The sequence below is a fragment of the Halogeometricum rufum genome, from assembly GCF_900112175.1.
In the GTDB taxonomy this organism is placed as follows: domain Archaea; phylum Halobacteriota; class Halobacteria; order Halobacteriales; family Haloferacaceae; genus Halogeometricum; species Halogeometricum rufum.
In genome coordinates this window covers 953,936-978,977 of the sequence record NZ_FOYT01000002.1, presented here as the reverse complement: position 1 = coordinate 978,977, position 25,042 = coordinate 953,936, and the positions used below count along the sequence as shown (strand labels likewise).

The 25,042-nt window shown below is 68.1% G+C and carries 23 protein-coding genes and 1 pseudogene; 11 read left to right on the top strand and 13 right to left on the bottom strand.

Annotated elements, in window-relative coordinates:
• Positions 1-21 precede the first annotated feature (21 nt).
• On the bottom strand, positions 22-2,040 hold the full coding sequence (locus tag BM310_RS14690) for an AMP-dependent synthetase/ligase (RefSeq protein ID WP_089808963.1): 2,019 nt from the start codon (positions 2,038-2,040) through the stop codon (positions 22-24).
• 286 nt (positions 2,041-2,326) lie between these two features.
• Here BM310_RS14690 and BM310_RS14685 point away from each other — a divergent pair, with 286 nt between their 5' ends.
• Together BM310_RS14685 and BM310_RS14680 are read left to right on the top strand one after the other, a co-directional pair.
• Entirely contained in the window at positions 2,327-2,737 is a 411-nt protein-coding gene (locus tag BM310_RS14685; RefSeq protein WP_143105173.1) for an ArsR/SmtB family transcription factor, read from the top strand.
• 47 nt (positions 2,738-2,784) lie between these two features.
• On the top strand, positions 2,785-3,528 hold the full coding sequence (locus tag BM310_RS14680) for a DICT sensory domain-containing protein (RefSeq protein ID WP_177232641.1): 744 nt from the start codon (positions 2,785-2,787) through the stop codon (positions 3,526-3,528).
• Positions 3,529-3,552: 24 nt separating this feature from the next.
• Here the strand turns inward: BM310_RS14680 and BM310_RS14675 are convergent, their stop codons facing one another.
• On the bottom strand, positions 3,553-4,467 hold the full coding sequence (locus tag BM310_RS14675; protein ID WP_089808957.1) for an MBL fold metallo-hydrolase: 915 nt from the start codon (positions 4,465-4,467) through the stop codon (positions 3,553-3,555).
• A gap of 173 nt (positions 4,468-4,640) precedes the next feature.
• On the opposite strand from BM310_RS14675, the gene BM310_RS14670 reads away from it, so the two are divergent.
• The 4 genes and pseudogenes from BM310_RS14670 (at position 4,641) to BM310_RS14655 (ending at position 8,123) form a co-directional block, all read left to right on the top strand.
• Positions 4,641-5,072 (top strand): hypothetical protein, encoded by a 432-nt coding sequence (locus BM310_RS14670; RefSeq protein WP_089808956.1) that lies wholly within the window; start codon positions 4,641-4,643, stop codon positions 5,070-5,072.
• Between the two features lie 44 nt (positions 5,073-5,116).
• Positions 5,117-6,229 (top strand): annotated as a pseudogene (locus tag BM310_RS14665) (NAD(P)H-dependent flavin oxidoreductase); the annotation flags it as partial.
• A 72-nt stretch (positions 6,230-6,301) separates the two neighbouring features.
• Positions 6,302-7,684 carry a serine--tRNA ligase gene (gene serS / locus BM310_RS14660; protein ID WP_089808953.1) on the top strand — a complete coding sequence of 461 codons (1,383 nt, stop codon included), beginning with the start codon at positions 6,302-6,304 and terminating at the stop codon, positions 7,682-7,684.
• Positions 7,685-7,853: 169 nt separating this feature from the next.
• Positions 7,854-8,123 carry a hypothetical protein gene (locus tag BM310_RS14655; protein WP_089808951.1) on the top strand — a complete coding sequence of 90 codons (270 nt, stop codon included), beginning with the start codon at positions 7,854-7,856 and terminating at the stop codon, positions 8,121-8,123.
• Between the two features lie 18 nt (positions 8,124-8,141).
• On the opposite strand, the gene BM310_RS14650 is transcribed toward BM310_RS14655, so the two are convergent.
• Positions 8,142-8,507 carry a nuclear transport factor 2 family protein gene (locus tag BM310_RS14650; RefSeq protein WP_089808949.1) on the bottom strand — a complete coding sequence of 122 codons (366 nt, stop codon included), beginning with the start codon at positions 8,505-8,507 and terminating at the stop codon, positions 8,142-8,144.
• A 134-nt stretch (positions 8,508-8,641) separates the two neighbouring features.
• Here BM310_RS14650 and BM310_RS14645 point away from each other — a divergent pair, with 134 nt between their 5' ends.
• Positions 8,642-9,157, top strand: a complete 516-nt coding sequence (locus BM310_RS14645; protein ID WP_089808947.1) for a DUF367 family protein — start codon at positions 8,642-8,644, stop codon at positions 9,155-9,157.
• 14 nt (positions 9,158-9,171) lie between these two features.
• Here the strand turns inward: BM310_RS14645 and BM310_RS14640 are convergent, their stop codons facing one another.
• Positions 9,172-9,540, bottom strand: a complete 369-nt coding sequence (locus BM310_RS14640) for a DUF5518 domain-containing protein (protein WP_089808945.1) — start codon at positions 9,538-9,540, stop codon at positions 9,172-9,174.
• Between the two features lie 152 nt (positions 9,541-9,692).
• Here BM310_RS14640 and BM310_RS14635 point away from each other — a divergent pair, with 152 nt between their 5' ends.
• Positions 9,693-10,715, top strand: coding sequence for an NOG1 family protein (locus BM310_RS14635; protein WP_089808943.1), 1,023 nt, complete (start codon positions 9,693-9,695; stop codon positions 10,713-10,715).
• Positions 10,716-10,793: 78 nt separating this feature from the next.
• Here the strand turns inward: BM310_RS14635 and BM310_RS14630 are convergent, their stop codons facing one another.
• The 3 genes from BM310_RS14630 to BM310_RS14620 all read right to left on the bottom strand — a co-directional run bounded on the left by BM310_RS14630 (position 10,794) and on the right by BM310_RS14620 (position 14,775).
• Positions 10,794-12,191, bottom strand: coding sequence for an aminomethyltransferase family protein (locus tag BM310_RS14630; protein WP_177232640.1), 1,398 nt, complete (start codon positions 12,189-12,191; stop codon positions 10,794-10,796).
• A gap of 359 nt (positions 12,192-12,550) precedes the next feature.
• Positions 12,551-13,324: an SIMPL domain-containing protein gene (locus tag BM310_RS14625; protein ID WP_089808942.1), complete on the bottom strand. Its 774-nt coding sequence runs from the start codon at positions 13,322-13,324 to the stop codon at positions 12,551-12,553.
• A gap of 59 nt (positions 13,325-13,383) precedes the next feature.
• Entirely contained in the window at positions 13,384-14,775 is a 1,392-nt protein-coding gene (locus BM310_RS14620; protein WP_245778503.1) for a TIGR00341 family protein, read from the bottom strand.
• A 180-nt stretch (positions 14,776-14,955) separates the two neighbouring features.
• Here BM310_RS14620 and BM310_RS14615 point away from each other — a divergent pair, with 180 nt between their 5' ends.
• Positions 14,956-16,137 carry a M24 family metallopeptidase gene (locus tag BM310_RS14615; RefSeq protein WP_089808940.1) on the top strand — a complete coding sequence of 394 codons (1,182 nt, stop codon included), beginning with the start codon at positions 14,956-14,958 and terminating at the stop codon, positions 16,135-16,137.
• Between the two features lie 148 nt (positions 16,138-16,285).
• Entirely contained in the window at positions 16,286-17,596 is a 1,311-nt protein-coding gene (locus BM310_RS14610) for an amidohydrolase (RefSeq protein WP_089808938.1), read from the top strand.
• A gap of 63 nt (positions 17,597-17,659) precedes the next feature.
• Here BM310_RS14610 and BM310_RS14605 read toward each other — a convergent pair whose 3' ends face one another.
• From BM310_RS14605 to BM310_RS14590, 4 genes are all read right to left on the bottom strand, one after another.
• On the bottom strand, positions 17,660-19,360 hold the full coding sequence (locus tag BM310_RS14605; RefSeq protein ID WP_089808936.1) for a BCCT family transporter: 1,701 nt from the start codon (positions 19,358-19,360) through the stop codon (positions 17,660-17,662).
• A 222-nt stretch (positions 19,361-19,582) separates the two neighbouring features.
• A complete protein-coding gene (locus BM310_RS14600) occupies positions 19,583-20,290 on the bottom strand; it encodes a 5-formyltetrahydrofolate cyclo-ligase (protein WP_089808934.1) in 708 nt (235 codons plus the stop codon).
• Positions 20,291-20,386: 96 nt separating this feature from the next.
• The gene (locus BM310_RS14595) at positions 20,387-21,400 is read right to left on the bottom strand and encodes a DHH family phosphoesterase (RefSeq protein WP_089808932.1); all 1,014 of its coding nucleotides are present in this window, start codon (positions 21,398-21,400) and stop codon (positions 20,387-20,389) included.
• A gap of 81 nt (positions 21,401-21,481) precedes the next feature.
• On the bottom strand, positions 21,482-21,826 hold the full coding sequence (locus BM310_RS14590) for a hypothetical protein (protein WP_089808930.1): 345 nt from the start codon (positions 21,824-21,826) through the stop codon (positions 21,482-21,484).
• A 135-nt stretch (positions 21,827-21,961) separates the two neighbouring features.
• On the opposite strand from BM310_RS14590, the gene engB reads away from it, so the two are divergent.
• The gene (engB, locus tag BM310_RS14585) at positions 21,962-22,582 is read left to right on the top strand and encodes a GTP-binding protein EngB (protein WP_089808928.1); all 621 of its coding nucleotides are present in this window, start codon (positions 21,962-21,964) and stop codon (positions 22,580-22,582) included.
• On the opposite strand, the gene BM310_RS14580 is transcribed toward engB, so the two are convergent.
• A complete protein-coding gene (locus BM310_RS14580) occupies positions 22,575-23,678 on the bottom strand; it encodes a PAS domain-containing response regulator (RefSeq protein ID WP_177232639.1) in 1,104 nt (367 codons plus the stop codon). The two genes, engB and BM310_RS14580, sit on opposite strands and share 8 nt — an antisense overlap.
• A 218-nt stretch (positions 23,679-23,896) precedes the next feature.
• A complete protein-coding gene (locus tag BM310_RS14575; protein WP_177232638.1) occupies positions 23,897-25,018 on the bottom strand; it encodes an FG-GAP repeat protein in 1,122 nt (373 codons plus the stop codon).
• Between the last annotated feature and the right edge of the window lie 24 nt (positions 25,019-25,042).

Below are 25,042 nucleotides of genomic sequence, written 5' to 3'. Positions count from 1 at the left end.
CGTCTACGGCGGTGTGAGCCGTCAGTCTTCGTCGGTGTAGAGCATCTCTATCTGGTCGGCGTACCGGTCGAGGATGTTCCGACGCTTCTTCTTCATCGTCGGCGTCATCAGGTCGTTGTGCTCGGTGAACTCCTCGGGGACGAGGCGGAACTGCTTGATCTGCTCGTAGGACTCGAAGCCTTCGTTGGCGGCGTCGACCTCGGCCTGAATCCGCTCTCTCACCCGGTCGTCGCGGCAGACCGCCCGCACGCCGTCCGGCAGGTCGTACCCCTCGCGGGCGGCCCAGTCGCGGACGCCATCGAAGTTCGGGACGATGAGCGCCGAGACGAACTTCCGGCCGTCCCCCAGCACCATGCACTGCTCGACCACGTCGCTGGAGGCGAACGCGTCCTCGATGGGGCCCGGGGCGACGTTCTTCCCCGTCGAGAGGACGAGAATCTGCTTGGCGCGTTCGCGGAACGAGATGTAGCCGTCCGGTCGGAGTTCGACCACGTCGCCGGTCCGGAACCACCGCCCGGACGCTCCCGCCGCCTCGGACGCCCCGTCGGCGTCGCTCTCGGGGTCGTCGACGAACGCCTCCGCCGTCTCCTCCGGCCGGTTCCAGTACCCCTCGCTGACGTTCGGCCCCTTCACGAGGAGTTCGCCCACCTCGCCGCCGGCGTCGCCCGTCACGTCGCCGACGACGGTGTCGTCGAGTTTCACCTCGACGTCCACGACGGGCGCGCCGATGGTGCCTATCTTCGGTTCCTCGGGCGGGTTGACGGCGACGACGGGCGACGTCTCCGTCAGCCCGTAGCCCTCCAGAATCGGGAGCCCCATCCCGTGGTATAGCGCGCAGAGTTCCGCGGAGAGGCTGCCGCCGCCGCTGATGAAGAACTCGATGCGGCCGCCGAGGGCGTCGCGCACCTGCTCGAAGACGAGTCTGTCGGCGAGGGCGTGCTTCGCCGAGAGGACGGCCCCCGGCGCCGCGGACTCGTAGTACTCGCGGCCGACGTCGACGGCCCACTCGAAGATGCGCTTTTTCACCGGCGACTCCGAGGCCTGCGTCCGAATCGCGTCGTACAGTTTCTCGTACACGCGGGGGACGCTCGTCCCCGTCGTCGGCCGGACGAGTTGGAAGTCCTCGCGCAGGGTGTCGGGGTCCTCCGCGTAGGCGACGGTGGCGCCCGCCGCGAACATCATGAAGTGGCCGGCGAGTCGCTCGAACACGTGCGCGAGGGGGAGGAACGACAGCGTCACCGACCCGCGCGAGACGACCGGCACGTCGTCGGCCTTGTCGGGACGCGGGCCGAACCGCTTGTAACACTGGTTCACGTTCGACCGGAAGTTCCGGTGGCTGAGTTTGACGCCCTTCGGTTGGCCCGTCGTCCCGGAGGTGTAGATGAGCGACGCGAGGTCCGCGGGGTCCCGTTCGGCCAGCCACGACTCGTAGGCGTCCTCGTCGAACGCCTCCGCGCCCATCTCGTGGACGTCGCCGAGCGTGTAGATGTCGTCTCTGTCGCGGACGGCGCCACCCATCCCGCTCCCGTCCGCCGGGTCGTCGACGAGGACGACGAACTCGAGGTCCAACTCGTCCTCGACGGCGAGCACTCGCCCGAGGAGTTCGGCGTTCTCGACGACGACGCCCGACGCGTCGGGGTCCGAGAGCAGATACTGGACCTGCCGCTCCGAGGAGGAGGTGTAGACGGTGGTGACGGCGCCGCCCGCGGCGAGGATACCGAAGTCGCACTGCGCCCACTCCATCCGGGTGTGCGCGAGGATGCCGACGCGGGACCCCGCCTCGACCCCGAGTTCCCGGAACCCCGCCGCGAGGTTCCGGACGACGCCGCGCATCTCGTCGTACGTCAACTCGGCGTAGTCGCCGTCCGGCGCTTCGGGGACGACGCCGGCGCTGACGAGCGACCGGTCGTAGATGCCGCCTTTGTACCGCTGGGCGGGTTCGCCGGCGTTGCGCGCCGCGCTGTCTTCGAACATCCGTGCCAGCGTCGTGTCGCCGACGACGTCGTCCTCGAACGTCGCTTCGGAGTCCCGCCAGTCCATGCAACAGACATATTCGTTCACAATTTAAAAGAATATACCTTCCGAACCGGGCCGTTGTTCGCCGTTCAACGCGCCGCGTCGGACCGCGAGTTTCTCCGGCCCGACGCCCGCACAGGTGTGTCTGGTAGTGGCAACGTTTTCACGAACCGGTGGGGTTCCGCGGAGCGCCCGTTCGGGATAGCGGACGCGAAATATCCGAAACGCCGACAGTTCGCCGTCGAGACGGTTAGCCGGTGGGTTGAAAACAGTATGGTGCGTACTACCCATGACCGAGGTGGGCATTCACATGACCGAAGACGGGGACCCGACGGTGCCGCTATCCGAGTACGAGGGGTACGACTGGAACTGTCTCGACGGCGTCCCGTCGGCGGACGACCTGTTCTCCGTCCTCTCCCACGAGGAACGCCGGCGTCTGCTGTGGTTCCTCCTCGAACGCCCGGAGACGACAGTCGAGGAACTGGCCGACGTACTCGTCGGGTGGCGCCTCCGCGACGACGACTTCGTCGGCGAGGGCGAACGACGGAGCGTCCTCGTCTCGCTTCACCACCACCATCTCCCGATGCTCGCGAAGAGCGGTCTCGTCACGTACGACGCCGACTCCGGGTCGGTCGAGTTCTCGCCGCCGCCCGCCCCGATTCAGGTACTGATAAAGTTTAGTTACCAGTACGACAATGCCGTAGACGTTCCGGAGGCGTGACGCGCGCCGGCCATCGGGCGTCGTCACGACACGACCTCACCATGGGTATGGGAGCGATACTCGACGAGGCAGAACGGCACCGCAAGTCACTCGTCTACTACGCGCCGGACCCGGGCGACTTCCGGGAGCAGTTCGACACGCGCAACGTGGAGATAGCGTACCGAGAGCTACCGCAGTCCGCCCCCGAACCGTTCGTCGCGATTCGCGAGGACGGCCGCGTCCGCGGCGTGATAGCGGTCGAGACGATTCGGGAGTATCTCCGACGGCCGCGCCTAGACCGCCGCGACGCGGACGCGTACCGGGCGATAGTCGACCTGTTGGACGACACCGTGTTCGCGTCGCTGGACCGCCGCCAGTTGCTGTTGACCGCTCGCGAGTTCGAGGACAGGGCGTGGCGCGTCGGCACCGGAACGCTCCACGTCGGGTTCCAGTCCGCGGCCCGGTTCGCCGACCAGCGGTCGCTGTACCGCCGTCTGGCCGGCGAGACCGACCTCGACGTGCACGCCTACTTCGTCGTCGACGGCGACCCGCCGACGGTGCCGGGACTGACGGTACACACCGAACCCGCGTCCGAAATCGGCCGCCACTGGTTCATGGTGTTCGACGGCGGCGACCAACCCGACCAGCAGTTCGCCCTCGTGGCCGAGCAACGGGCCGAAGACGACTTCTACGGCGTGTGGACCTACGACCGGTCGCTCGTCCGCCGAGCGCTCGCCGAGGTGCCGTCGGCCGCGGCCGACCGCACCCGCGAGGGCGCGGGACCGGAAGACGGCGCGGAGGACAGAGCGTAGGGGGCGTCCGGCGCGCCCGCGCCCTCACTCCTGCTTGGCCTTCCAGTCCAGATAGCCGAGGACGCCGCGCGCGTTCAGTTTCTCCTCCTCGTGGGCCTTCTTGTCGCTCCACAGGTCGGTCATCTCCGTGTGCTCGGCGAAGTGCTGTTCGACGGCTTCGTCGTCGCCGAGTTCCTCCCGTTTCGCGCGGACGGCCTCGACCCACTCCACGAGCGTCCGCTTGTACGACTCCATCAGTTCCTCCTCGTAGTCGACCGGTCCGAAGTGACCGTAACAGAGCGTCTCGGGGGCAATCTCCTCGATGGTGCGCACGTCGTCCAGGGACTTCTCCAGGTCGAACTGCGACGGCGGCGTCGTCTGTCGGACCTCGTCCTTCTTCGGGACGTAGATGCCCGCCGCGTCGCCGGTGAACAGGATGTCGTCCTTCGAGTCGTGGAACATCGTCTGGTGGGGGGCGTGCCCCGGCGCGTGTATCACCGACAGCGTCCGGTCGCCGAGGTCGATTTCGTCGCCGTCGGTCAGCGGTTCGATGCGGTCCTCGGGCACCGGTTCGGGTTCGACGTAGTACTCCCACTGCTCGCCGACGGCCGCCTTCGTCCCCTCGACGAGTCGTTCGGGGTCGACGAGGTGCGGCACGCCTATCTCGTGGGTCAGCACCGTCGCGTTCGGGCACGCCTCGGCGAGGAAGCCCGCGCCGCCGGCGTGGTCGAGGTGGATGTGCGTCGGCAGGAGGTACTGCACGTCCTCGCGGGCGATGTCCAGTTCGTCCAGCGCGTCGAAGAGGTACTCGCGGTTCGTCCCGATGCCCGTGTCGACGAACGTCGGTCGCTCGGCGTCGATGATGTACACCGACCCGTACTGTTCTGAGTCGTACATCCCGGTGTCGACGTAGTGCACGTCGTCGGTTCCGGGGACCGTCGTCACGTCGCCGATAGCCATGCCGGATGCGCGACGCGCGGGAGGAAAAGCGTTCGGACGGCGGCGATGCGTCGGGAACTCCGACGACCGCCGAAGGTCCAGAAACTGCTGACTGTCAGGCCCGAACGTAGGAGTGCTCACCATTAATACCTGTTCCAGCGTTCGAACGTAAGCCCCTCGGGGCAGAGGTACACATGAGAGAGACACGACGCTCGATACTCAAGAAGAGCGTAATCGGTGGGGCGGTACTGCTGACCGGAACTGGAGTGGCGGCCGCCAAGCCGGGGAAAGGGAACAACGAGAAGTTCGACCCGCAGAAGGTCTCCGCCGTCAACGTGGCCGACGCAGACACGCCCACGCTCAGACTCGACAACGAGAACGGCGTGGCCGTGGAGGTCAAGATCTACTCGACCGGAGCCAGCGACGGCACCGTCTACACGGTCGGTGCCAACCAAGCCGGCTTCAAAGGCAAAGAAGACGGGAAGCCGAACGCGACCGGAAAGCTCGTCGACGCCGAGTGCGGAGAGGTCATCACCGACGTGAAGACGAAGCGTCCGAGCGGCGATACGTGGCTGGACAGCGGGTTCACGGGCACGGCGACTGTCGGCGGCGCCGGCTGTCCCTGACCCACGGCACCCCTCGAAATCCGGTTTTTTGACCCCGCCGGTCCCGCCGGTGTGGCCCGCGTCCCCCCCCGGCGAAGACGCGTCCGTCCTCGCACGACCCGAAGACTTTGGCGGACGCGTCCGTCTCCCCGCACGTGCCCGCTTTCGAGACCCGGCTCACCGACCGACTCGGTATCGACGCGCCGGTCGTACAGGCTCCCATCGGGAGCGCGACCTGTCCCGAACTCGCCGCCGCCGTCTCCGAGGCGGGCGGACTCGGGACGCTCGCCGTGACGTGGCGCGACCCGGCCGACGCCGCGAACGCGGTGCGCCGGACCCGCGACCTGACCGACTGCCCGTTCGGCGTCAACCTCGTCGTGGACCCGGCGGCGACGGAGTATCCCACCGAGGACCACGTCGAGGCCTGTCTGGACGCCGGCGCGCCCGTGTTCTCCTTCTCCTTCGGCGACGCCGCACGGCACGTCGAACGCGTCGACGACGCGGGCGCGACGACGCTGTGGACGGTCGGAAGCGCGGCTGAGGCGCGGGACGCGGTCGACGCGGGCGCAGACGCCGTCGTCGCGCAGGGGTGGGAGGCCGGCGGCCACGTGCAGAGCGAGGTGGCGACGATGCCTCTCGTCCCGCGCGTCGCGGACGCCGTCCCGGACACGCCCGTCGTCGCCGCGGGCGGTATCGCCGACGGTCGGGGCCTCGCCGCCGCCGCGACGCTCGGTGCCGACGGCGTCTGGGTCGGGACGCGGTTTCTCGCGACCGAAGAGGCGAACGTCCACCGAGCCTACCGGCGGCGGGTGGTCGAGGCCGCAGAGACGGAGACGCGGTACGGGACGCCGTTCTCGAAGGGGTGGCCCGACGCGCCCCACCGCGTCCTGCGAAACGAGACGACGGACCGCTGGGAGGCGGCCGGCCGCCCCGACTCGGACCGGCCCGGCGACGGCGAGACGGTGGCGCGCGGTCCGGACGGGCCGGTCGGCCGATACGAGGACTCGCTGGCGACGCCGGAGATGGACGGCGACGTGACCGAACTCCCCCTCTACGCGGGCCAGAGCGCGGGACTGACGGACGACGTCGTCCCCGCGGGCGACGTCGTCGACGCGTTCGTCTCGGAGGCGGCGACGGCCCTCCGCGCCGCGGACGGACGCGCGCGGACGGACCGCTGAGGCGGCCACGCCCTCGTACCGAGTGGCACGGATGCGACACGGTTTTGCCGCGCCCTGTCGAACCGTCGGACAATGATTAGCAGGCAGTTCCTCCGCGAGAACCCGGAGACGGTTCGGGAGGCGCTTCGCAACAAAGGGATGGACGACGTGGACCTCGACCACGTCCTCGAGGTGGACGACGAGTGGCGGTCGCTGAAGCAACGCGGCGACGAACTCCGCCACGAGCGCAACGAGACGTCGTCGAAGATAGGCGACCTGAAGGCCGAGGGAAAGGACGAGGAAGCCCAGGAGGCCATCGAACGGTCGCAGGAACTGAAGGCCGAGTTGGCCGACGTCGAGGACCGCGCGGACGAACTCGAGGCCGAGTTGGAGGAGCGACTGCTCGAACTCCCGCAGATTCCCCACGAGGACGTCCCCGTCGGCGAGGACGAGTCGGACAACGTCGAACGCCGCCGCGAGGGGTTCGAGGACCTGCGCGAGTTGCCCGACGAGGTGGTCCCGCACTACGACCTCGGCGAGGAACTGGACGTCCTCGACTTCGAACGCGGCGCGAAGGTCGCCGGCGGCGGCTTCTACTTCGCCAAGGGCGACGGGGCGCGCCTCGAACACGCCCTCGTCCAGTTCATGATGGACGTCCACCGCGAACAGGGCTACACCGACCTGTTCCCGCCCATCCCGGTGAACTCGCGGTCGATGGAGGGGACGGGCCAGTTCCCCAAGTTCACCGACGACGCCTACCGCCTCGGCGGGTCGAACGAGGAGGCGTACGACGACGACGACCTGTGGCTCTGCCCCACCGCCGAAGTGCCCGTCACGAACATGTACCGCGACGAGATTCTGCTCGACGACGACCTGCCTGTGAAGCACCAGGCGTACACGCCGAACTTCCGGCGCGAGGCGGGCGAACACGGCACCGAGACGCGGGGCATCGTCCGCGTCCACCAGTTCAACAAGGTGGAGATGGTCAACTTCGTCCGCCCCGAGGAGTCGTACGACCGCTTCGACGAACTTCTGGACGACGCCGAGGAGGTGCTTCGCCGCCTCGAACTCCCGTACCGCATCCTCGAGATGTGTACCGGTGACCTCGGCTTCACGCAGGCGAAGAAGTACGACATCGAGGTGTGGGCGCCGGGCGACGACATGGAGGACGGCCCCGAGGAGGGCGGCCGGTGGCTGGAGGTGTCGTCGGTGTCGAACTTCGAGGACTTCCAGGCCCGCCGCGCCGGCCTCCGCTACCGACCCGAACGCCACGAGTCGGCCGAGTACCTCCACACGCTGAACGGGTCGGGCCTCGCCGTCCCGCGCGTCGTCGTCGCCATCCTCGAGTACTACCAGAACGACGACGGCACCGTGACCGTCCCCGAAGCGCTCCGCCCGTACATGGGCGGCCTCGAGGTCATCGAGGGCCACGAACACGTCGGCGAGTCGGCCGTCGGCGCGGGTCGGAAGGACTGACCGCCGCGAACGGCGGACGCGCTCCCCCCGTTTAATCGGCCATTTAGCCCGAAATCGGACGAAATTCGGCTGGACTCGCGGTCACGGCCGACCCCCTACATTACCCCACAGTCCGACGGACGAGTATGAGCAACTCGACCCGACTCCCGGAATCGGGAGGTGTCGCAGCGTGATTCGTTCCATCGACGACACGCCGTGGCGGGCGGTCGGCAGGCACCGATTCGACTCGGCGGCCGAACTCGACGCGACGCTCACGACCACCCTCGGTTCGGAGGGCGGAACCGTGCCCCGTCTCCGCGGCGTCGACCCCGAGGAGGCGGAACGACTGCTCTCCTCGGCGCGCGAGGCGGACGTGGAACTCGAGGTCCACTTCTGCATCGAGGACCGACTGGTCAAGATAGACACCGAGGGCGTCGTCGCGGTCAGAGACGACCGCTGACGCTCGCTCCTGTCCCCGCTATCCGCGCCGCAGGTCGTCGCGCACGAACGTCTCGATGCGCCGGATGCCGTCGTCGCCGACGTCGAACACGTCCACGAAGTCGAAGCGTCCGCCCCCGTCCGCCCCGACCAGTCGGCCGCGGGCGACCCGGCCGCCGTCGTCGGCGCGGTACGTCGCCGTCACCTCGTGGCGCGTCTCCGTCTCGGGGCGACCGTCGCGCATGAACGAGACGAACGTCTCGCGTCCCGACAGCGTCCGGTCGGGCCTGTCGTGGACGACGTCGGGCGCAAGCACCGACGCGAGGCGGTCGTAGTCGCCGGCGTCGACGGCGTCGTAGTACGTCTCGACGAGTCCCCGTCCCGACGCGGCGGCGTCCGAGTCCATGCGTGCCAGTCGCGCTGCCGGCGACAAGACGCTGACGGGTCGTCCGCCGCGGGACCGCCGGCGACGGCGACGAGTGGTCCCTCGCCGTCCGCCGACGAACCGCTTTTATCCGTCCGTCGCCGACTGCCACCACCGTGTCCGACGCCTCGTCTCCGAGCCTGCACGTCCGCTACGAGGGCGACGACGACCCCGCGAAGTGTACGGCGCGGAAACTCTCGCGGTTCGACCTCGCCGAACTCCACCGGTCCGACCGCGCGACGCCGTACGGCGTCGTCCTCAATCCGCACGCCGAACGCGCCCTCTCGCCGGCGGACGCGGGCGCGACGACCCTCGTCGCCCTCGACTGCTCGTGGGAGTCGGCCGGCGAGGCGATGTTCTCGCTGCCGGGCGACCACCGCGCGCTCCCGTACCTCGTCGCGGCCAACCCGGTCAACTTCGGGCGGCCGATGCAACTCACCACGGTGGAGGCACTCGCCGCCGCCCTCTCCATCTTCGGTCACGCCGACCACGCCGAGCGAATCCTCTCGAAGTTCACGTGGGGGCACACGTTCCTCGAACTGAACGAGGAACCGCTCAGACGCTACGCCGACTGCGAGGACTCCTCGGCGGTGGTCGAGATTCAGCAGGAGTATCTGGAGCGCGGCGACTGACCGCTCCGACGGCGTCACCGAGCCTTCGCCCACGACCCGATAGCGCCCGCGATGGCGCTGTCGACGGCGAAGAGGACCGTCACCACCAGTCCCACGAGGAAGACGCCCGCGCCGCCGAGGAACGCCCCCAGCGGTCCACCGGCGAGTCCGAGGACGCTCCCCAACAGGGCGAGGACGAGGGTGAGGACGACGCCGGAGATGGACCCCGCGAGGAGCCCGTTCCACGCGCCGTCGCCGAGCGTTCCGCCCGCGAGGTAGCCCGCGGCGAACCCGCCGACGAGGCCGGCGCCTATCTGTCCGAGGAGGGGGAGCGAGAGTCCGACCGCCCCGACGACGAGTATCACGACGAAGCCGACGGCGACGGCACGCCAGTCCGTGTTCATGCGTCCGGGTACGCTCGTCCCGGAGAAAAGTCTCGTGCCCGTCGGCGCGTCGTCGCCGCACCGCCGCCGCGCCGTCCCGTGGAGTGTCACGTCCTGCCGCGCGACGGCCGAACGGACGCGCTTTTACCCCTCGGCCGAGTAGAGAGGGTATCATGATTTTCGAGTCCCTCCCGACGACGCCGCGGTCGGAGGAACTTCTCGACAAAGCCTTCTCGCGTGCCGCGCGGTCCGGTCGGGCGAAGTCGGGACTGGAGGCCCAGGAGTCGATGCTCCAGACGGCTTCGTCCATCCTCTCGGACAACCTGGAGAACGTCGTCACCGAGTGGCCCGACTTCGGGACGGTCGACCCGTTCTACTACGAACTCGCCGACGCCATCGTGGACGTCTCGGACCCGGGGTCGGACGACGACCCGGACCATCGCCCCGGCGGCGTCGACGAACTCAGACAGAGTCTCTCGGAGGTGACGTGGGCGAGTCGGCAGATAGCCGAGATTCGTCGCGAGTACCAGTCGAAGATGCGGAAGTCCGACCCGGAGACGGCCCGCAAACACCGCAAACAGGCGTTCGCCCGGATGGCCGACATCGTCGAGGAAGTCTCCGAGGACCTCCTGCGAATCGGCGAGGCCCGCGACGCCCTGAAGAACCTCCCCGACATCCGCCCCGACGAACCGGCCATCGTCGTCGCCGGCTACCCGAACGTCGGCAAGTCGTCGTTCGTCAACCACGTCACCCGCGCGTCCAACGAGATAGCGCGCTACCCGTTCACGACGAAGGGCGTCCAGATAGGCCACTTCGAGCGCGACCGGATTCGATACCAGATCATCGACACGCCCGGCCTCCTCGACAGGCCCGAGGCGGACCGCAACGACATCGAGAAGCAGGCCGTCAGCGCCCTCGAACACCTCGCGGACGCCGTCCTGTTCGTCGTCGACGCCAGCGGCGCGTGCGGCTACCCGCTCGACGCGCAGTTGGAACTGCGCGACGCCGTCGAACGCCGGTTCGCCGAACGCGACGTGCCGGTACTCACCGTCTGCAACAAGAGCGACCGCTCGACCGACGTGGCGGCGGACTACTACATGAGCGTCGAGACGGAGGAGGGCGTCGACGACGTGCTCGCCGCCGCCGTCGACGCCGTCGACTGGAGCCCCGACATCCCGCCGTCGCGGCAGGAGTAGGTCGGGACTCGACCTCACGACGCACGCGACGACCGGCTCTGGAACGGGTACGTATCGGTCTCGGACCGCCCTCGGGAGCTATTCTCGTTCTCCAGACGACCGAGACCCGGAATCGTTCATATCGTCCCTGGCGTGAATCTTGGCCTGTTCGCGAGCGCTGGGATTGACCGACTCCTTGAACGGAACCTTCGCGACCGTCGCATAGACGGGTTCGCCGGGCTCCTCGGCGTACTCGTCCGGGAGGTGGACTTCGAACTCCGCGTCGACGTCCGCGTCGTATATCGAGTCGTCGAGCGGAACGTCGGTCGCGGCCTGCAGTTTCGCCGCCGGCACGAATCCGAGGCCGATGTTGGTCTCCAGTTCCGGATTCCACCACGCCGACGTCAGATAGCCGCACTCGTCGCCGGTCTCGGGGTCCGAGACGAGCCAGAAGTCGGGAGCGTAGTCCCGGATCGGTTCGCCGGCCATCTTCAGGCCGACCAGTTTGTGCGTGAACGGGAAGTCGCCGTTCTCGATGGCGTCTCGCTGGCGTTCCAGTTCGGCTTTGCCGACGTAGTCCGCGTCCTTGTCGTCGGGCACCTGATAGCCGAGGTTGACCTGGAACGGCGACGTCTCGTCGTCCATGTCCTGCCCCAGCGACATGATTCCGGCTGCGATACGTCGTTGATGGGATATCCCCGTCGCGGTACCGCCGTGGGCCTCGACCGTTTCGAGTACCGGGTTCCACACCGCTTCGGCGTTCTTCGTCGCCTCACGGACGTATATCTCGAATCCCGCCTCTCCGGAGAAGCCGGTCTGACTCACCAGCACCGGGACGTCGTTGACCGTGGCTTCCATCAGTCCGTAGTACGGGATGTCTTCGACCACGTCTCCGACGAGCGACTCCATCACCGCAGGCGATTTCGGGCCTTGGACTTGCATCGGCGAGACGTCGATCTCGTCGATGTCGACCTCGAACTCGGAGTTGACCGTGACGCCTTGGAGCCACTGTTTCAGGTCGGCGTCCGCGATGGAGAACCAGAACTCGTCGTCGGCGAGTCGTAACAGGACGAAGTCGTTGAGGATGCCGCCGTCCTGATTGCAGCAGATGGCGTACTTCCCGCGCATCGGCTCGATGTCGGTCGCGTCTCGCGTGATGACGTAGTTGACGAACGCCTCGGCATCGGGCCCCTCGACGCGGATCTGGCGCTCGACGGCGACGTCCATCAGCGTCACCTCGTCGACCAGCAGGTCGTACTCGGCGTCCAACCCGCCCTCGTCGGGGTCGATGTACGCCCGCGGGTGGTACATGTGATTGTAGACCGTCGCCTGCCGACATCCCGCCTCGACGGAGAGATGCCAGAACGGTGACTGCCGAACTCGAGTCGATATCAGGAGGTCGACGTCCGCGTCGCCCGTCTGACGGAGATTTCTGGGGATGGTCCGATCCGATTGGTCGACGTCGGGGTGGTTCGGATGGTGTCGATTACTCGTCATTGTCGAACTATTCCGGTGCTCCGGCGCAACGGCCGAACAGCGATGTCCAGATACGTCCGAACCGACTGGCGTCGAATGCCGTGACGACCCCAGCGGTGAGGGAGACGTGTGATTCGGTAGCGCTGGCTCGGCCGCCGTCATTGTGTTCCCGTGCCATATCACCAGATAACACGCCCCCGACCGTATCCCTCTGTATGTTATACGTTTAACGTGTTTATACGGAGGGCGGAAGATTTCGTCCCCCTCCGAGCCTTCCGTCCGTCGCTCGAGTGGTGCGGTCGGAACGACGAGGGGGCAGTGATGGCGGACGACTACCGTCACTCCGACCGTCTCGAAGAATTCACCGGAGTCGGTCGCTTCTACTCGGCCTCGTACGTCACGCTGACCGTCGCGGTCACCGTCACCGGGCCGGGTTCGAAGGACGTGCTCGCGCCGCCGGCGTCCGCCGTCTCGTAGGCCACGCGGGTGCCGACGGGGTTGAAGCCACCGGACGTGGAGACGGAGTGGACGCCCGCGATGGAGAGGTTCGCCGCGTCGGCGAGGGTGTCGGCGTCGGTGCGGGCGGCGTCCATCGCGGCGCGCAGGGCCTCCTCGCGGAGGTCGGCGCGCGTCTCGTCCGTGAGCGTGAAGGTGACCTGCTGGACCTCGTCAGCGCCGTTGCCGACGGCCACGTCTATCACTTCGCCCGCGCGGTCGGGCGCGACTTCGATAGTGTACGCGTGGATCGCCTGGTAGCCGGTCACGTTCCGCTCCTTGCCGTCGTAGTTGTACTGCGGACCGACGCGGAAGTGCGCCGTGGTCACGGCGTCGTCCGGGACGCCGGCGTCACGGAGCGCCTGCCGCATCGTCTCGGATCGCTCTGCGACCTGCGCGCGGGCGTCGTCGGCCGAGGACGCCGTCGCCGTCACGGCGACGGTGAGGACGGCGAGGTCCGCCTCGGTGGACACTTCGCCGTCCCCGGAGACGGTGATGGTTCGGCCCGGCGCGTCCGACAGTTGCTGGGCGTTCGCGACTTGCTGTGCGCTGGCGTCGTCCGCGCCGCCGTCGGCCTGTAGCGGCGCGAGACACCCCGACAGGGCGAGGAGCGCTGCGAGGGTGACCGGGAGGACGACCGTTCTGAATCGACGTTGCATAGCCACGTATTCGTTGGCTCAGCGCTTCAAGCCGCCGTTGTCACAAAGAACTCTTTCAGTCACGCCGGCACCGCCCCGGAGCGACCCGCCACCGCGGCCGGGTCGCCGGCCAGCACCGACGCGTCGTCGGTCGCTCCCCCGACCCGTCTGGGCTGGTCGACGGGGACGTACCGCACTTCGACCGCCACGTCGCGGCTCCCCAGCGGACCGAGCGGTTTCGGCGCGAGTTCGTCGATGCGCGGGCGGACTTGCCCGCCGACGTCGGGCGGCGACGCGTCGGGCGGGTAGCCGACGGTGACGACGACGCGGGTCGGCGTCTGGAACGGGAAGCCGTCGTACTGCACGTCCATCGACAGGAGCGACGCCTCTTCGGGGAGTTCCGCGCTGACCGCGCTCTCCGCCTCCGTCTCGAACGTCGCGGTGCGGTAGGTGCCGTAGGTGACGCCGACGAGAACCGACGACAGGACGAGGAGAATCAGCCCGATGCTGGCGAGGCGCGAGACGGTCGCCGACTTGGCCTCCTCCTCGCGGAACCACAGTTGCGGCCGGTAGCCCATCTGCCAGAGGACGATGAGGGCGACGAAGTTTATCGACAGGATGTTGACGAGCACCAGCACGAATGGCCCCAGCATCGCCACCGGCTGTCCCCAGGCCAGGGCGACGCCGACGACGGCGATGGGCGGCACCAGCGCGGCCGCTATCATGACGCCGACGAGCGCGGCGGAGACGCCCGACGAGACGGCGGCCGCCCCCGCGGCACCGGCGCCGAGGGCGATGACGAGCGACAGTACGTCCGGCGCGAGCCGCTCGCGCACTTCGCTGATGGCGAACACCTCCTCGGCCGTCAGCGGGACGATACCGGACGCACGGAGGACGACGGCGAAGATGGCCGCGGCGGCGATGGCGATGGCGGTGCCGAGCACCTGCAGTTTGATGCCCTCGACCGCCATCTCCCGGTCGTCGATGACGGTTCCGACGCTCGTCGACATCGCGGGGCCGACGAGGGGGGCGATGACCATCGACCCGACGACGACGGCCGGCGAGTCGAGGAGGACGCCCGCGGTGGCGACCACCGCGCTCACGACGGTCATGAGGACGAACGACGGGAGCGGCGGGGCCAACTCGTCCGCGTTGGCGGCGAGTTCCTCTCGCGCGATTCGGTCGCTGTCCCCGTTCTCCTCCTCGTACCGCTCTTCCAGCGCCTCGAACCGCTCGGAGACGACGGTTTCGGCGTCGACGACGACGGTGTAGGCGTCGCGTTCGATACCCACCTCGCGCAACTTCTCCAGCACGGGTTCGACGGCGGCCGACGGCAGCGGAAAGGAGACGAGCGCGGTGTAGTCGCGACCGCTCGTCTCGTCGGAGACGGCGTAGTCTATCCCCTCCTCGTCCAGCAGTTCGAGGACCGTCTTTCGTTTCCCCGTCGGAATCATCACCTGTACGAGTCGCACGTCGGAACGTTCCGCGGGGGGAGCAAAAACCCGACGGCGTGCGGTCCGTCCGGCGTCGCCGCCGCCGGTTCGACGTATCCCTGCCGAGGGTTCGACGCGTCCGCTCGCCCGACGTGCCCGATTCCGAGACTGAACACTTTTTGCATCGCTGAGCGACTGTCGGGTAGGTGACTCGTTACCATGCCACGTGAACAGATATTCCCGGAAGCGGAGTACGAACGGCGGGTCGACCGGACGAAGGCGCGGATGCGCGAGGCGGAGTTGGACGCGCTCGTCGTCTCAGACCCGGCGAACATGAACTACCTGACGGGGTACGACGGCTGGTCGTTCTACGTCCATCAGGCCGTCGTCGTGACGCCCGGGCGCGACGAACCCGTCTGGGTCGGTCGGGAGATGGACGCGGGGGGCGCGCGAGCGACGACGCACCTCGACCGCGAGAGCATCCGCTCGTACAGCGACGACCACGTCCACTCGCCGTACGACCTCCACCCGATGGACTACGTCGCCGGCGTCCTCGAAGAACTGGGCGTCGACGACGGATCCGTCGGACTGGAGATGGACGCGTCGTACTTCACCGCGAAGTCGTACACGCGACTGCGGGAGAACCTCCCGGACGCCACCTTCGAGGACGCGACCCTGCTCGTGGGCTGGGTTCGCATCGTGAAGTCCGAGCGGGAACTCGACTACATGCGCGAGGCCGCCCGCATCTCCGAGAACGCGATGCGGGCGGGGTTAGACGCCATCGAGGAGGGCGTCCCGGAGTACGAGGCGGCGCGGGCCATCTACGACGCCCTCGTCCGCGGCACCGACGACTACGGCGGCGACTACCCCGCCATCGTCCCGTTGATGCCGTCGGGCGACCACACGGGGACGCCGCACCTGACGTGGACGGACCGCGAGTTCGAGGACGGCGACCCGGTCATCGTCGAACTGTCGGGCTGTCGGCACCGCTATCACTCCCCGCTCGCGCGGACGACGTTCGTCGGCGACCCCCCCGAGAAACTCGAACACACCGCCGACGTCGTCGTCGAGGGACTCGAAGCCGCCCTCGACGCCGTCGAACCGGGCGTCACCTGCGAGGCCGTCGAACGGGCGTGGCGGGAGACCATCGCGAAGTACGACATCGAGAAAGCCGACCGAATCGGCTACTCGATGGGGTTGGGCTACCCGCCGGACTGGGGCGAACACACGGCGAGCCTCCGTCCCGGAGACGAGACGGTGCTGGAGGAGGACATGACGTTCCACGCGATTCCCGGCATCTGGACGGACGAGGTGGGCGTCGAGATAAGCGAGACGTTCCGCGTCACCGCCTCCGGCGCGGAGACGCTCGCGGACTTCCCGCGGCGATTGTTCACGACCTGACCCGCCGCCGACCGTTCGGAGGGGTCGCCGTGGTCCGGCGCGATTCGGTACGGTCCGGGCCGATTCGGCGCGGCTCGGACCGAGTCGGTGCGGTCCGGACGCCCACGACGGCGTACACCTAAGCTACTGTGCTACGTTAGCTAGTCACATGGTAGAGTTACTCCGGGACCGTCTGGAGACGGTCCGTCGCGGCTTCCACCGCCACCCCGAACCGGCGTGGCGCGAGTTCTACACCACGGCTCGGCTGGTGGAGGAGATAGCGCGAATCGGCGTCGACGAACTGGCCGTCGGCGCCGACGCCTACGACCCCGCCGACCGGATGGCCGTCCCCGACGAGTCGGACCTGGAACCGTGGCTGAACCGCGCCCGGGAGTACGGCGCGGACGAGGACGTCCTCGGGAAGATGGCCGGCGGCAACACCGGCGCAGTCGCCGTCCTCGAACGCGGCGACGGGCCGTCGGTCGGACTCCGCGTCGACATCGACGGCCTGTTCGTCGAGGAGTCGACCGACGACGACCACCGCCCCGCGGCCGAGGGGTTCCGCTCGGAGAGAGACGGGACGATGCACGCCTGCGGGCACGACGCCCACATGACGTGGGGGTTGGCGACGCTCGAAGCGGTCGCGGCGAGCGACTTCGCGGGGCGACTCGTCGTCTTCTTCCAGCCGGCAGAAGAGCTGAGCGGCGGCGGCAGACCGATGGCCGAGAGCCGATTCGCGGAGGGGTTGGACTACCTGCTGGCCGTCCACGTCGGCCTCGACCACCCGACCGGCGAGGTGGTCGCGGGCATCGAGAAACCGCTCGCGATGTGCCACGTCGACGTGACCATCAGGGGAACGTCGGCCCACGCGGGCAAGGCCCCGAACGAGGGCGACAACGCCATTCAGGCGGCGGGCACCGTCATCCAGAACGCGTACGCCATCCCGCGCCACGGCGACGGGATGACCAGAGTGAACGTCGGCAGGGTCGAGGCGGGAACGTCGAGCAACGTCGTCGCCGAACGCGCCCACATGGAGGCCGAAGCGCGGGGGGAGACCACCGAACTGATGGAGTACGTGAAGTCGCGTCTGGAGCGTACGGTCGCGTCCGCGGCCGCCATGCACGGTTGCCGGGCCGAGTTCGACGTGGTGAGCGAGTCGCCGCGGGCGGACAGCGACCCCGAACTGCAGGCCCTCGTGGCCGAGGTGGCCGAGGGCGTCGAGGGCATCGACAGCGTCCTCCCGGCCGCCGACTTCGGCGCGAGCGAGGACGCGACGTTCCTGATGGACCGCGTGCAGCGAGACGGCGGGCTGGCGACGTACCTCATCGTCGGCACCGACCACCCGACGAGTCACCACACGTCGACGTTCGACGTCGACGAGCGGAGTCTGGGCCACGGCGTCGACGTGCTGGTCCGGACGATTCGGGAACTCGAACGGCGACATCCGGTCCCGCGTGCGACCGTCGGGGACGACGAGTGACCGGGGTCCGACGGTCCGGCTGACTCGACGGCCGCACGAGACGCCGGCGCGGGGATTACGCCGTCAGTCGTCGTCCGACTCGACCGGGTCGCCGGCACCGGGTGGGTCCGGCTCGCTCTTCCGGCTCGACCCCACGAGGACCGTCTCGTCCTGCAGGAGCACGCGGCCGTAGTTCGAGCCGAAGTCCTTCATCAGCGAGAGGAGGGCGAGGAAGCAGACGAACGCGAACGGCGTCCCGGTGATGATGGCCGCCTGCTGGAGCGTGTTCGCGCTCCCCGTCCCGCCGAGAATCATCAGTATCGCCGCGGTCAGTCCGAGGACGACGCCCCAGAAGATGCGGTTGATGGTCGACGGTCGGGCCTTGCCGCCGGTCGTCATCATCGAGACGGCCAGCGTCGAGGAGTCCGCCGAGGTGACGAAGAACGTCGTCACGAGTATCAGGAACATGTACATCAGGAGCGTCCCGACGGGGAGCGTCATCGATACCCCGCCGAGGTTCAGCGTGAACTGCAGCGCCTCGAAGAGGATGAAGCCGGACACCTCCGCGCCCGCCTCGCCGGCGATGACCGCGCCGAAGTCCGCGACGCCGTTGTGCTGGGCCCAGACGGCGGTGCCGCCGATGAACGTGAACCACGGAATCGTCGCCGCCGACGTCGCGACGATGCCGGTGAACGCGACTTCGCGGACGGTGCGGCCCTTCGAGATGCGGGCGATGAACAGGCCCGCGAACGGCGACCACGAGAGCGCCCACGCCCAGTAGAACACCGTCCACGCGTTCATCCAGTTCGTCGACTCCATGTTCCCCGCGCCCATCGGCCCCGCGCCGGTGAAGAGGCTCATCGCGACGAAGTCCGACACCATCCCGCCGAACGCCTGCGTGCCCAGCAGAAGCAAGAACAGCGTCGGGCCGACGAGGAACGTCGAGAGCATGAGCACGACGAACAGGACCATGTTGAAGTTCGAGAGTCGACGAATCCCCTTGTCGACGCCGAGTACCATCGACGTCGTGAACAGGAGCGTCATGAACGTCACCACGAGGAGGATGCCGACGTTCCCCATGCTGATTCCCCACTGGTAGTCCAGTCCGGTGACGAACTGGCTGCCGATGAAGCCCAGCGACGTCGCCACCCCGCCGATGGTCGCGAAGACGGCGAGGATGTCGACGACTTTCGCCACCGGGCCGTCGAGGTTGTCCGCGCCGATGATGGGCGTCAGCGCCGAGGAGACGCGCAGCGGGACGTTCTCGTAGTTGTACGCGAAGTAGCCGATGGCGATTCCCATGATGGTGAACACGGCCAGTTGGGGCAGCGCCCAGTGGAACATCGTCTGCTGGACGGCGATGGTCATCGCCTCGGCCGAACTCCCCTGTACGCCCTCGAACAACGGCGAGGGGTTCGCGTAGTAGAACAGCGCCTCGGTCGGCCCCCAGAACACCACGCCGGCCGCGAAGCCCGCGGAGTAGAGCATCGAGAAGAACGAGAGGAAGCTGTACTCGGGGGACTCGTCGCCGAGTTTGATGGCTCCCCACGGGCCGACGATGAGGAACAGCAGGAAGACGACGACGAGGAACACGATGAGCAGGAGCGCCCAGTTGAACATCCCGAGCATCGTCCCGTTCAGCGAGGAGATGCCGCTCTCAACGGCGTTCGGGCTGACGAAGAACGCGACGATGACGCCCACGGTCAGCAACGCCCCGAACAGGAAGACGGTCGGGTCGATCTCCTCGCGGAACTCGGCGACGAGTCCCTTCCCGTCGTCACTCATACCGTCTCACCTCCCCGAGCGACCCACGACGCCGTGTTCGACTGTCGCACCACGCACCGTAGGGGGTGGTATGTGAACGCATGCCAACTTGTCGACAGAGCGTCTGATAAGTGTTTTTCAGACAGACGAGTCATATACGATTTCTGTCTGGTCGCCGAACCGTCCCTGTCTACGGGCGCGTCACCGGGCGACGGCGAGGGTGCGTCTCGGTGCGAGGGTGGTCTACTCGCGGTCCAGTCGGTTCAGTATCGGAATCTCGTCGAGTCGCTCGTCGGCAACGCCGTTCCACGCGAGACCCTCCGGCTTCCCGCCCGACGCGTCCGTGCGAACGCTCCTTTCCGGCGTGAACACCCACTCTATCGGGACGTCGTGCGACGCAGTCGGAATCGCCTCGTCCACGAACTGTATCTCGTGGAGCGTCGTCACCGTCGTCGTCGCGTCGTCGACGAGTCCGAACTCCCGAAGGATGGCGAACTCCAGGTCGCTGTATCCTTCCCCCTTCCCGACGCGCGCTCCTATACCGTTCACAGCGACGCTTCCCGAGACGATCAGATCGATCGATTCCATCTCGTCTGGACCGACCGGGACACCGACCTCCGACGATCCGCCGATGGTCGTCGCGTGGTCGATATCCGCTATCTCGTCGGGGTCCAACCGGAGGAAACACTTCTCGTCCCGCAATCGCGGGACGGCCATGTAGAGCGTCTTTCCCGCTCGCAGCGCGGCCCGCCGCACGGGAAGTTGCGGGGAGTCGGGATTGGACTTGACGACCTCAGCCTCCTGCCACGCTTCGTTCGCTGCTAACCGTTCCGCCGCCTCGTCTGCACCGTCGAAATTGGGAATTCTGCCGTGCGGCGGATACGGAAACCGAGCCTCCCCGCTCTCCTCTAACTCGTCCCAGATGCGCTCTCGAAGCGCCTGTTTGTCCATGCTCGCAGTTACCGGGCCGAGTACTAGAACGTCCCTCACCTCGCGCCGGCGGGTGCCGCCGCGGCCGGCGGCCACGCGGGTCGGGCGCGCCCCGGTTCAGTCGTCGTCTCGCGACAGTTTGAGCGCGTCCACGAGCCTGTCGGTGACCACTCGCTCGACCATCGCGACCAGTTGCGCGGTGTCGTCGTACTCCGCGAACACGCCGAGGGGAACCTCGCCGCCCGCCATCTCGCGGTGGCCGCCGGCGCTCCCGACGCCCCCGAACGCCTCGCGGAGGACCGTCCCGACGTGGAGTCGCGCGTCTGTCGAGCGAGCGCTCAGGTGGATGGAGTCGTCGACGATGCCGTACACGACGGCCGTCTGAACGCCTTCGAGGGTGGCGAGGTAGTCGGCGGCCTGCGGGAGTGCGTCGCGTTCGCTGGTCCGACCGACGTGGGAGACGAGCACCGACCCCCGAACGTCTCGGTTCCGAATCGCGTCCGCGATGGCGTCCACGGTGGCGCCGCTGACCGACGGCGTCGCCAGTCTCCGGAGCAGGTCGCGGTCCGTCGGGCCGTGGAGGTGGCCGGCGGCGGCGTACTCGGCTTCGGTCGCGCCGCGGAGGAAGCCGAGCGTCTCCCGTCGGATGGCGAACAAGAGGGCGGTCGCGAGGGCGCTGTCGAGCGAGAGGTCGAGTTCGCGGACGTACTGCGTGAGGATGGTCGCCGTCGCGCCGATGGACTCCCGGTGGTCCACGAACCGGGCTTCCACGTCCTCGGCGGGGTGGTGGTCGATGACGATGTCGACGGGCGTCCCCTCCGGGACTTCGTTGTTCGCACCCGGGCGGGAGTGGTCGACGAACGCCACCAGCGAGTCGGCCGGTCGGTCCGTCACGGCAGCCGCGTCGAACGCCGTGAGGTCGATTTCGAGGAGGTTGATGAACGCGCGGTTCTGCTGGTGGGAGATGTCGCCGCTGTAGAGGATTCGACGCTCGTCTATCCCGGCGTCCGCGGCGATTCGGCCGAGCGCGAACGCGCTCGCGAGACAGTCCGGGTCGGGGTTGTTGTGACAGACGATGTTCAACTCCGCTGCGTCCGCGAGCAGCGACTGCAGTTCGGAGATGTCGCTCATCCCCGGCGTTCGGTGCGGGAACTACAAGGGTCTACTCCCGAGGGAGCGCGCGTCGGACGGCCGTCGGCGCGGGCGGTCGCCTCACTCGCCGACTCTGTCGGGCTCCTCGACGCTGTCGAGTATCTCGGCGGCGCACTCCAGCACCGTCTCGGGGTCGGCGTTCGCCGCGTCGGCGACCTGTCTGGCGTGGACGGCCAGCGGCGACAGGAGGTCGTACACCTTCGCGTCCAACTGGTCGTCGTTCGCGTCGGCGTGCGCGTGGACGTAGTCGGTGCCGCTCCCGTACTGCATGGCGAGGAAGAACGACTCCGGTCGCTCCACGTCGTCGGACAGGAGGGCGGTGGCGTCCCGGAGCGCCTGCTGGAACTCCTCGGGCGTCGCGCCGGACTCGGGGCCGTTCGGTCGTCGGTCGGTCGTCTCTGACATCGGTCTCTGTGCCTCCTGTTCACATCATCCGTAATAAGACTATGTCCGAAACGGGACTGTATCCGAACCGAGACGGTCTGCACCGATTCGGCCCGCAACGTCAGCGTTAACCGGCGGGACGGCCTCCAGTCGCACATGTTCGAAGACCGCCCGGACCGTCAGGAGGTCGTCCTCGTCGGGCGCTCTAACGTCGGGAAGTCGACGCTGATGCGGGAGTTGACCGGCCACTCGAAGTTCACGACGGGTAAGAAGCCGGGCGTGACCCGACAGCCGAACCACTTCGACTGGAGCGGCGAGCGCTTCATGTTCACCGACCTCCCCGGCTTCGGGTTCATGTCGGGCGTCGAGGAGGCCCGCCGCGAGGAGATAAAGACGGACATCGTCCGCTACCTCGAGTCGAACGCCGACGACATCCTCGCCGCCGTCCTCGTCGTGGACGGCAAGAGCGTCGTGGACATCATCGACCGGCACTCCGGCCCGGACGAGATTCCCCACGACGTGGAGATGTTCCACTTCCTCCGTGAACTCGGCGTCCCCACCGTCGTCGCGGTGAACAAGATGGACAAAGTCGACGACAGGGACGAACGACTGGACGAACTCTGTGACCGTCTCGGCCTGATGCCGCCGTGGAAACAGTGGTCGGACGTGATAGCGCCCGTCACCGCGAAGCGCGGGAGCATCGACGCGCTTCTGGAATCGCTGCAGACGTACTTCCACGAGCAGAAACGCGACGACCTGCTGAAGTTCGTCAGCTAGGGGTCTCGCTCAGGTAGACGCGGACCGAGACGCCCGCCCTCGACGAGAGACACGTCGCGCCGACGGCGCCCCCGTCGGGCAACGGGACCGAAACCGTCCTGGACCTGCCCGTCGCCCTCGTCTCGCCGACCGCCGTCGCCAGCGCCGAGTCGGCGTCCCACGGGAGGACGTCCCACGCCGGTCGACCGACGTGCGAGTCGTCGACGCCGAGTCGGTCACAGGCCCCTTTCACGTCGCCGAGCGTCCCGTCCGGGGCGACGGCGAACGTCGGGACGCCCAGACCGTCGAGGACGGCTTCGAGTTCGTGGATGCGGGCGCGGTTCGACCGGTCGCGCCCGACGCCGCAGACGCCGAACGGTCCGCCCGCCTCGTCTTCGAGGAGCGACCCGGTGAACTCGTACGGGCGCGACTTGCCGTCTTTCGTCCGGACCGTCGCCTCGATGGTCACGCTCTCGCCGTCGAGGACGGCCGCGATGGCCTCGGCGACGCGTTCGGCGTCGCCGTCGTCGAAGAACTCCGTCGGGTGCATCTCCGCTATCGCCTCGTCGGCGTACCCCGTCTGGTCGGCCAGCGCGTCGTTCCAGCGGAGGAACTGTCCCGACGCGTCGAACACGTAGAACACGTCCTCGACGGCGTCGAGAGCGGTGTCGAGCAGTTTCCGGTTCCGCGCCGCCTCCCGGGTGGCGCGCGACGCGGTGACGGCCTGTTCGATGCGCCGGGCGAGCACCTCGAACTGCTCGGTGCCCATCTCCTTCTTGAGGTAGTCGGTGGCGCCGGCGCGGAACGCCTCGCCGGCGACTTCCTCGGAGCCCTTGCCCGTGAAGAGGATGAACGGGAGGTTCGGATAGGCGTCCCTGACCGTTTCGAGGAGGTCGAGGCCCGTCTCGCGATGCATCTCGTAGTCGCTGACGACGCAGTCGACGGCGGACGCGTTCGACTCCAGAAACGCGCGGGCGTCGGCCGGTGACTCGGCGGTGTACGTGTGGGCGGACTGGAGGTGGCGGCCGACGAACGTCGCGGCGGCCTCGACGAATGCGGGGTCGTCGTCGACGAGCAGGATACCCACGTCGTCGTCCGCTGGGCGGTGCTCGTTCACGGTCTCTCTCGGACGCCCGACCCCCTTAACGTACACCGTCTTTCAACGCGAAATCAGGCGATTTTACCCCGTCCGCACGCGGTAAGCCGGTGCAAGTGACGGAAGAGCGCGAGGAGGCGATTCGCCCTCCGTCTCGCATCGTCGCCGCGAGACCGGTTCGACGGCGGTGGGAGTCGGGTCTAGACTCGTCGACCGGCGGCGGCCCGGTGCGGCTCTCCTCACCGGTCGAACACGTACGCCGCGCCGGCGTTGCCGTTGTCGTTGTCGTCCCCGTACGCACCCGCGACCACGGTATCGCCCTGCAGGGTGACGCTGTTCCCGAGGTAGTCGCCCGCGGCAGCGTCCGACGCGGTGTACTTCGCGACCTGTCGCCACCCCTGCCCCCGGCGGCGGAACCGGTAGACGGCCCCGGAGTCCGTACCGCCGTCGTCCGCCCGCCACGCACCCACGAGCACCTCGTTACCCGCCACGGCGACGCTGAAGCCGAACTCGTCGCCGTCGGCGGCGTCGTCCGCGTACAGCTTCGCCGCTTGCTCCCAGTCGTTGCCGGCGCGTTCGAACAGGTACACCGCCCCGGCGTCCGTCGCCTCGTCGTCGTCGCGGTACGCGCCGACGGCGACTCGGTTTCCGTCGATGGCGACGGCGCGCCCGAACTCGTCGCCGGGGTCGAGCGCGTCGTCTGGCGTCAGCTTCGCGGTCTGTCCCCAGCCCACTCTCCGTTCGAACACGTACGCCGCGCCGGTCCGATTCTGTTTCTGCGGCGCGCCGACGGCCGCAGTCGCTCCCGAGAGCGCGCCGCTGAAACCGAACCAGTCGTTCGACGCCGGGTCGTCGGGGAAGAGTTTGGCGATCTGTTCCCACTGGCCGTCGTCGCGTTCGTAGACGTAGGCGGACCCGGCGTCGAAGCCGTTGTCCTCTTCGTTCCGCGTCGTTACGAGTGCGGTGTCATCGGCGACGGAGACGGCGACTCCGACGAAGTCGTTTGTGTTGGTGTCCGGCGGCTGAAGCTTCTGTACCTGAGACCACGTTCCGGTATCGGTGTCGCGTTCGAAGACGTACGCCGCACCCCTGTTGAAGCCGCCCGTATCGACGAACGGCGCGCCGACGAACAGCGTGTCACCGCTCACGGAGACGGAGAAGCCGAACCCGTCGTCGAAGTTGCCGTCACCGGCAACGAGTTTCTGCGCTCGACTCCACCCCCCGCCCTCCCGCTCGAAGACGTACACCGCGCCGGCGTTCGGCCCCAAGTCGTCGTCGCCGTTCGCGCCGACGAACAGCGTTCCGCCCAAGACGGCGACGGAGCGACCGAACCCGTCACCGTTCCCGTTCGGGTCACCCACCAGCTTCAGCTCCGGCTCTTGCTG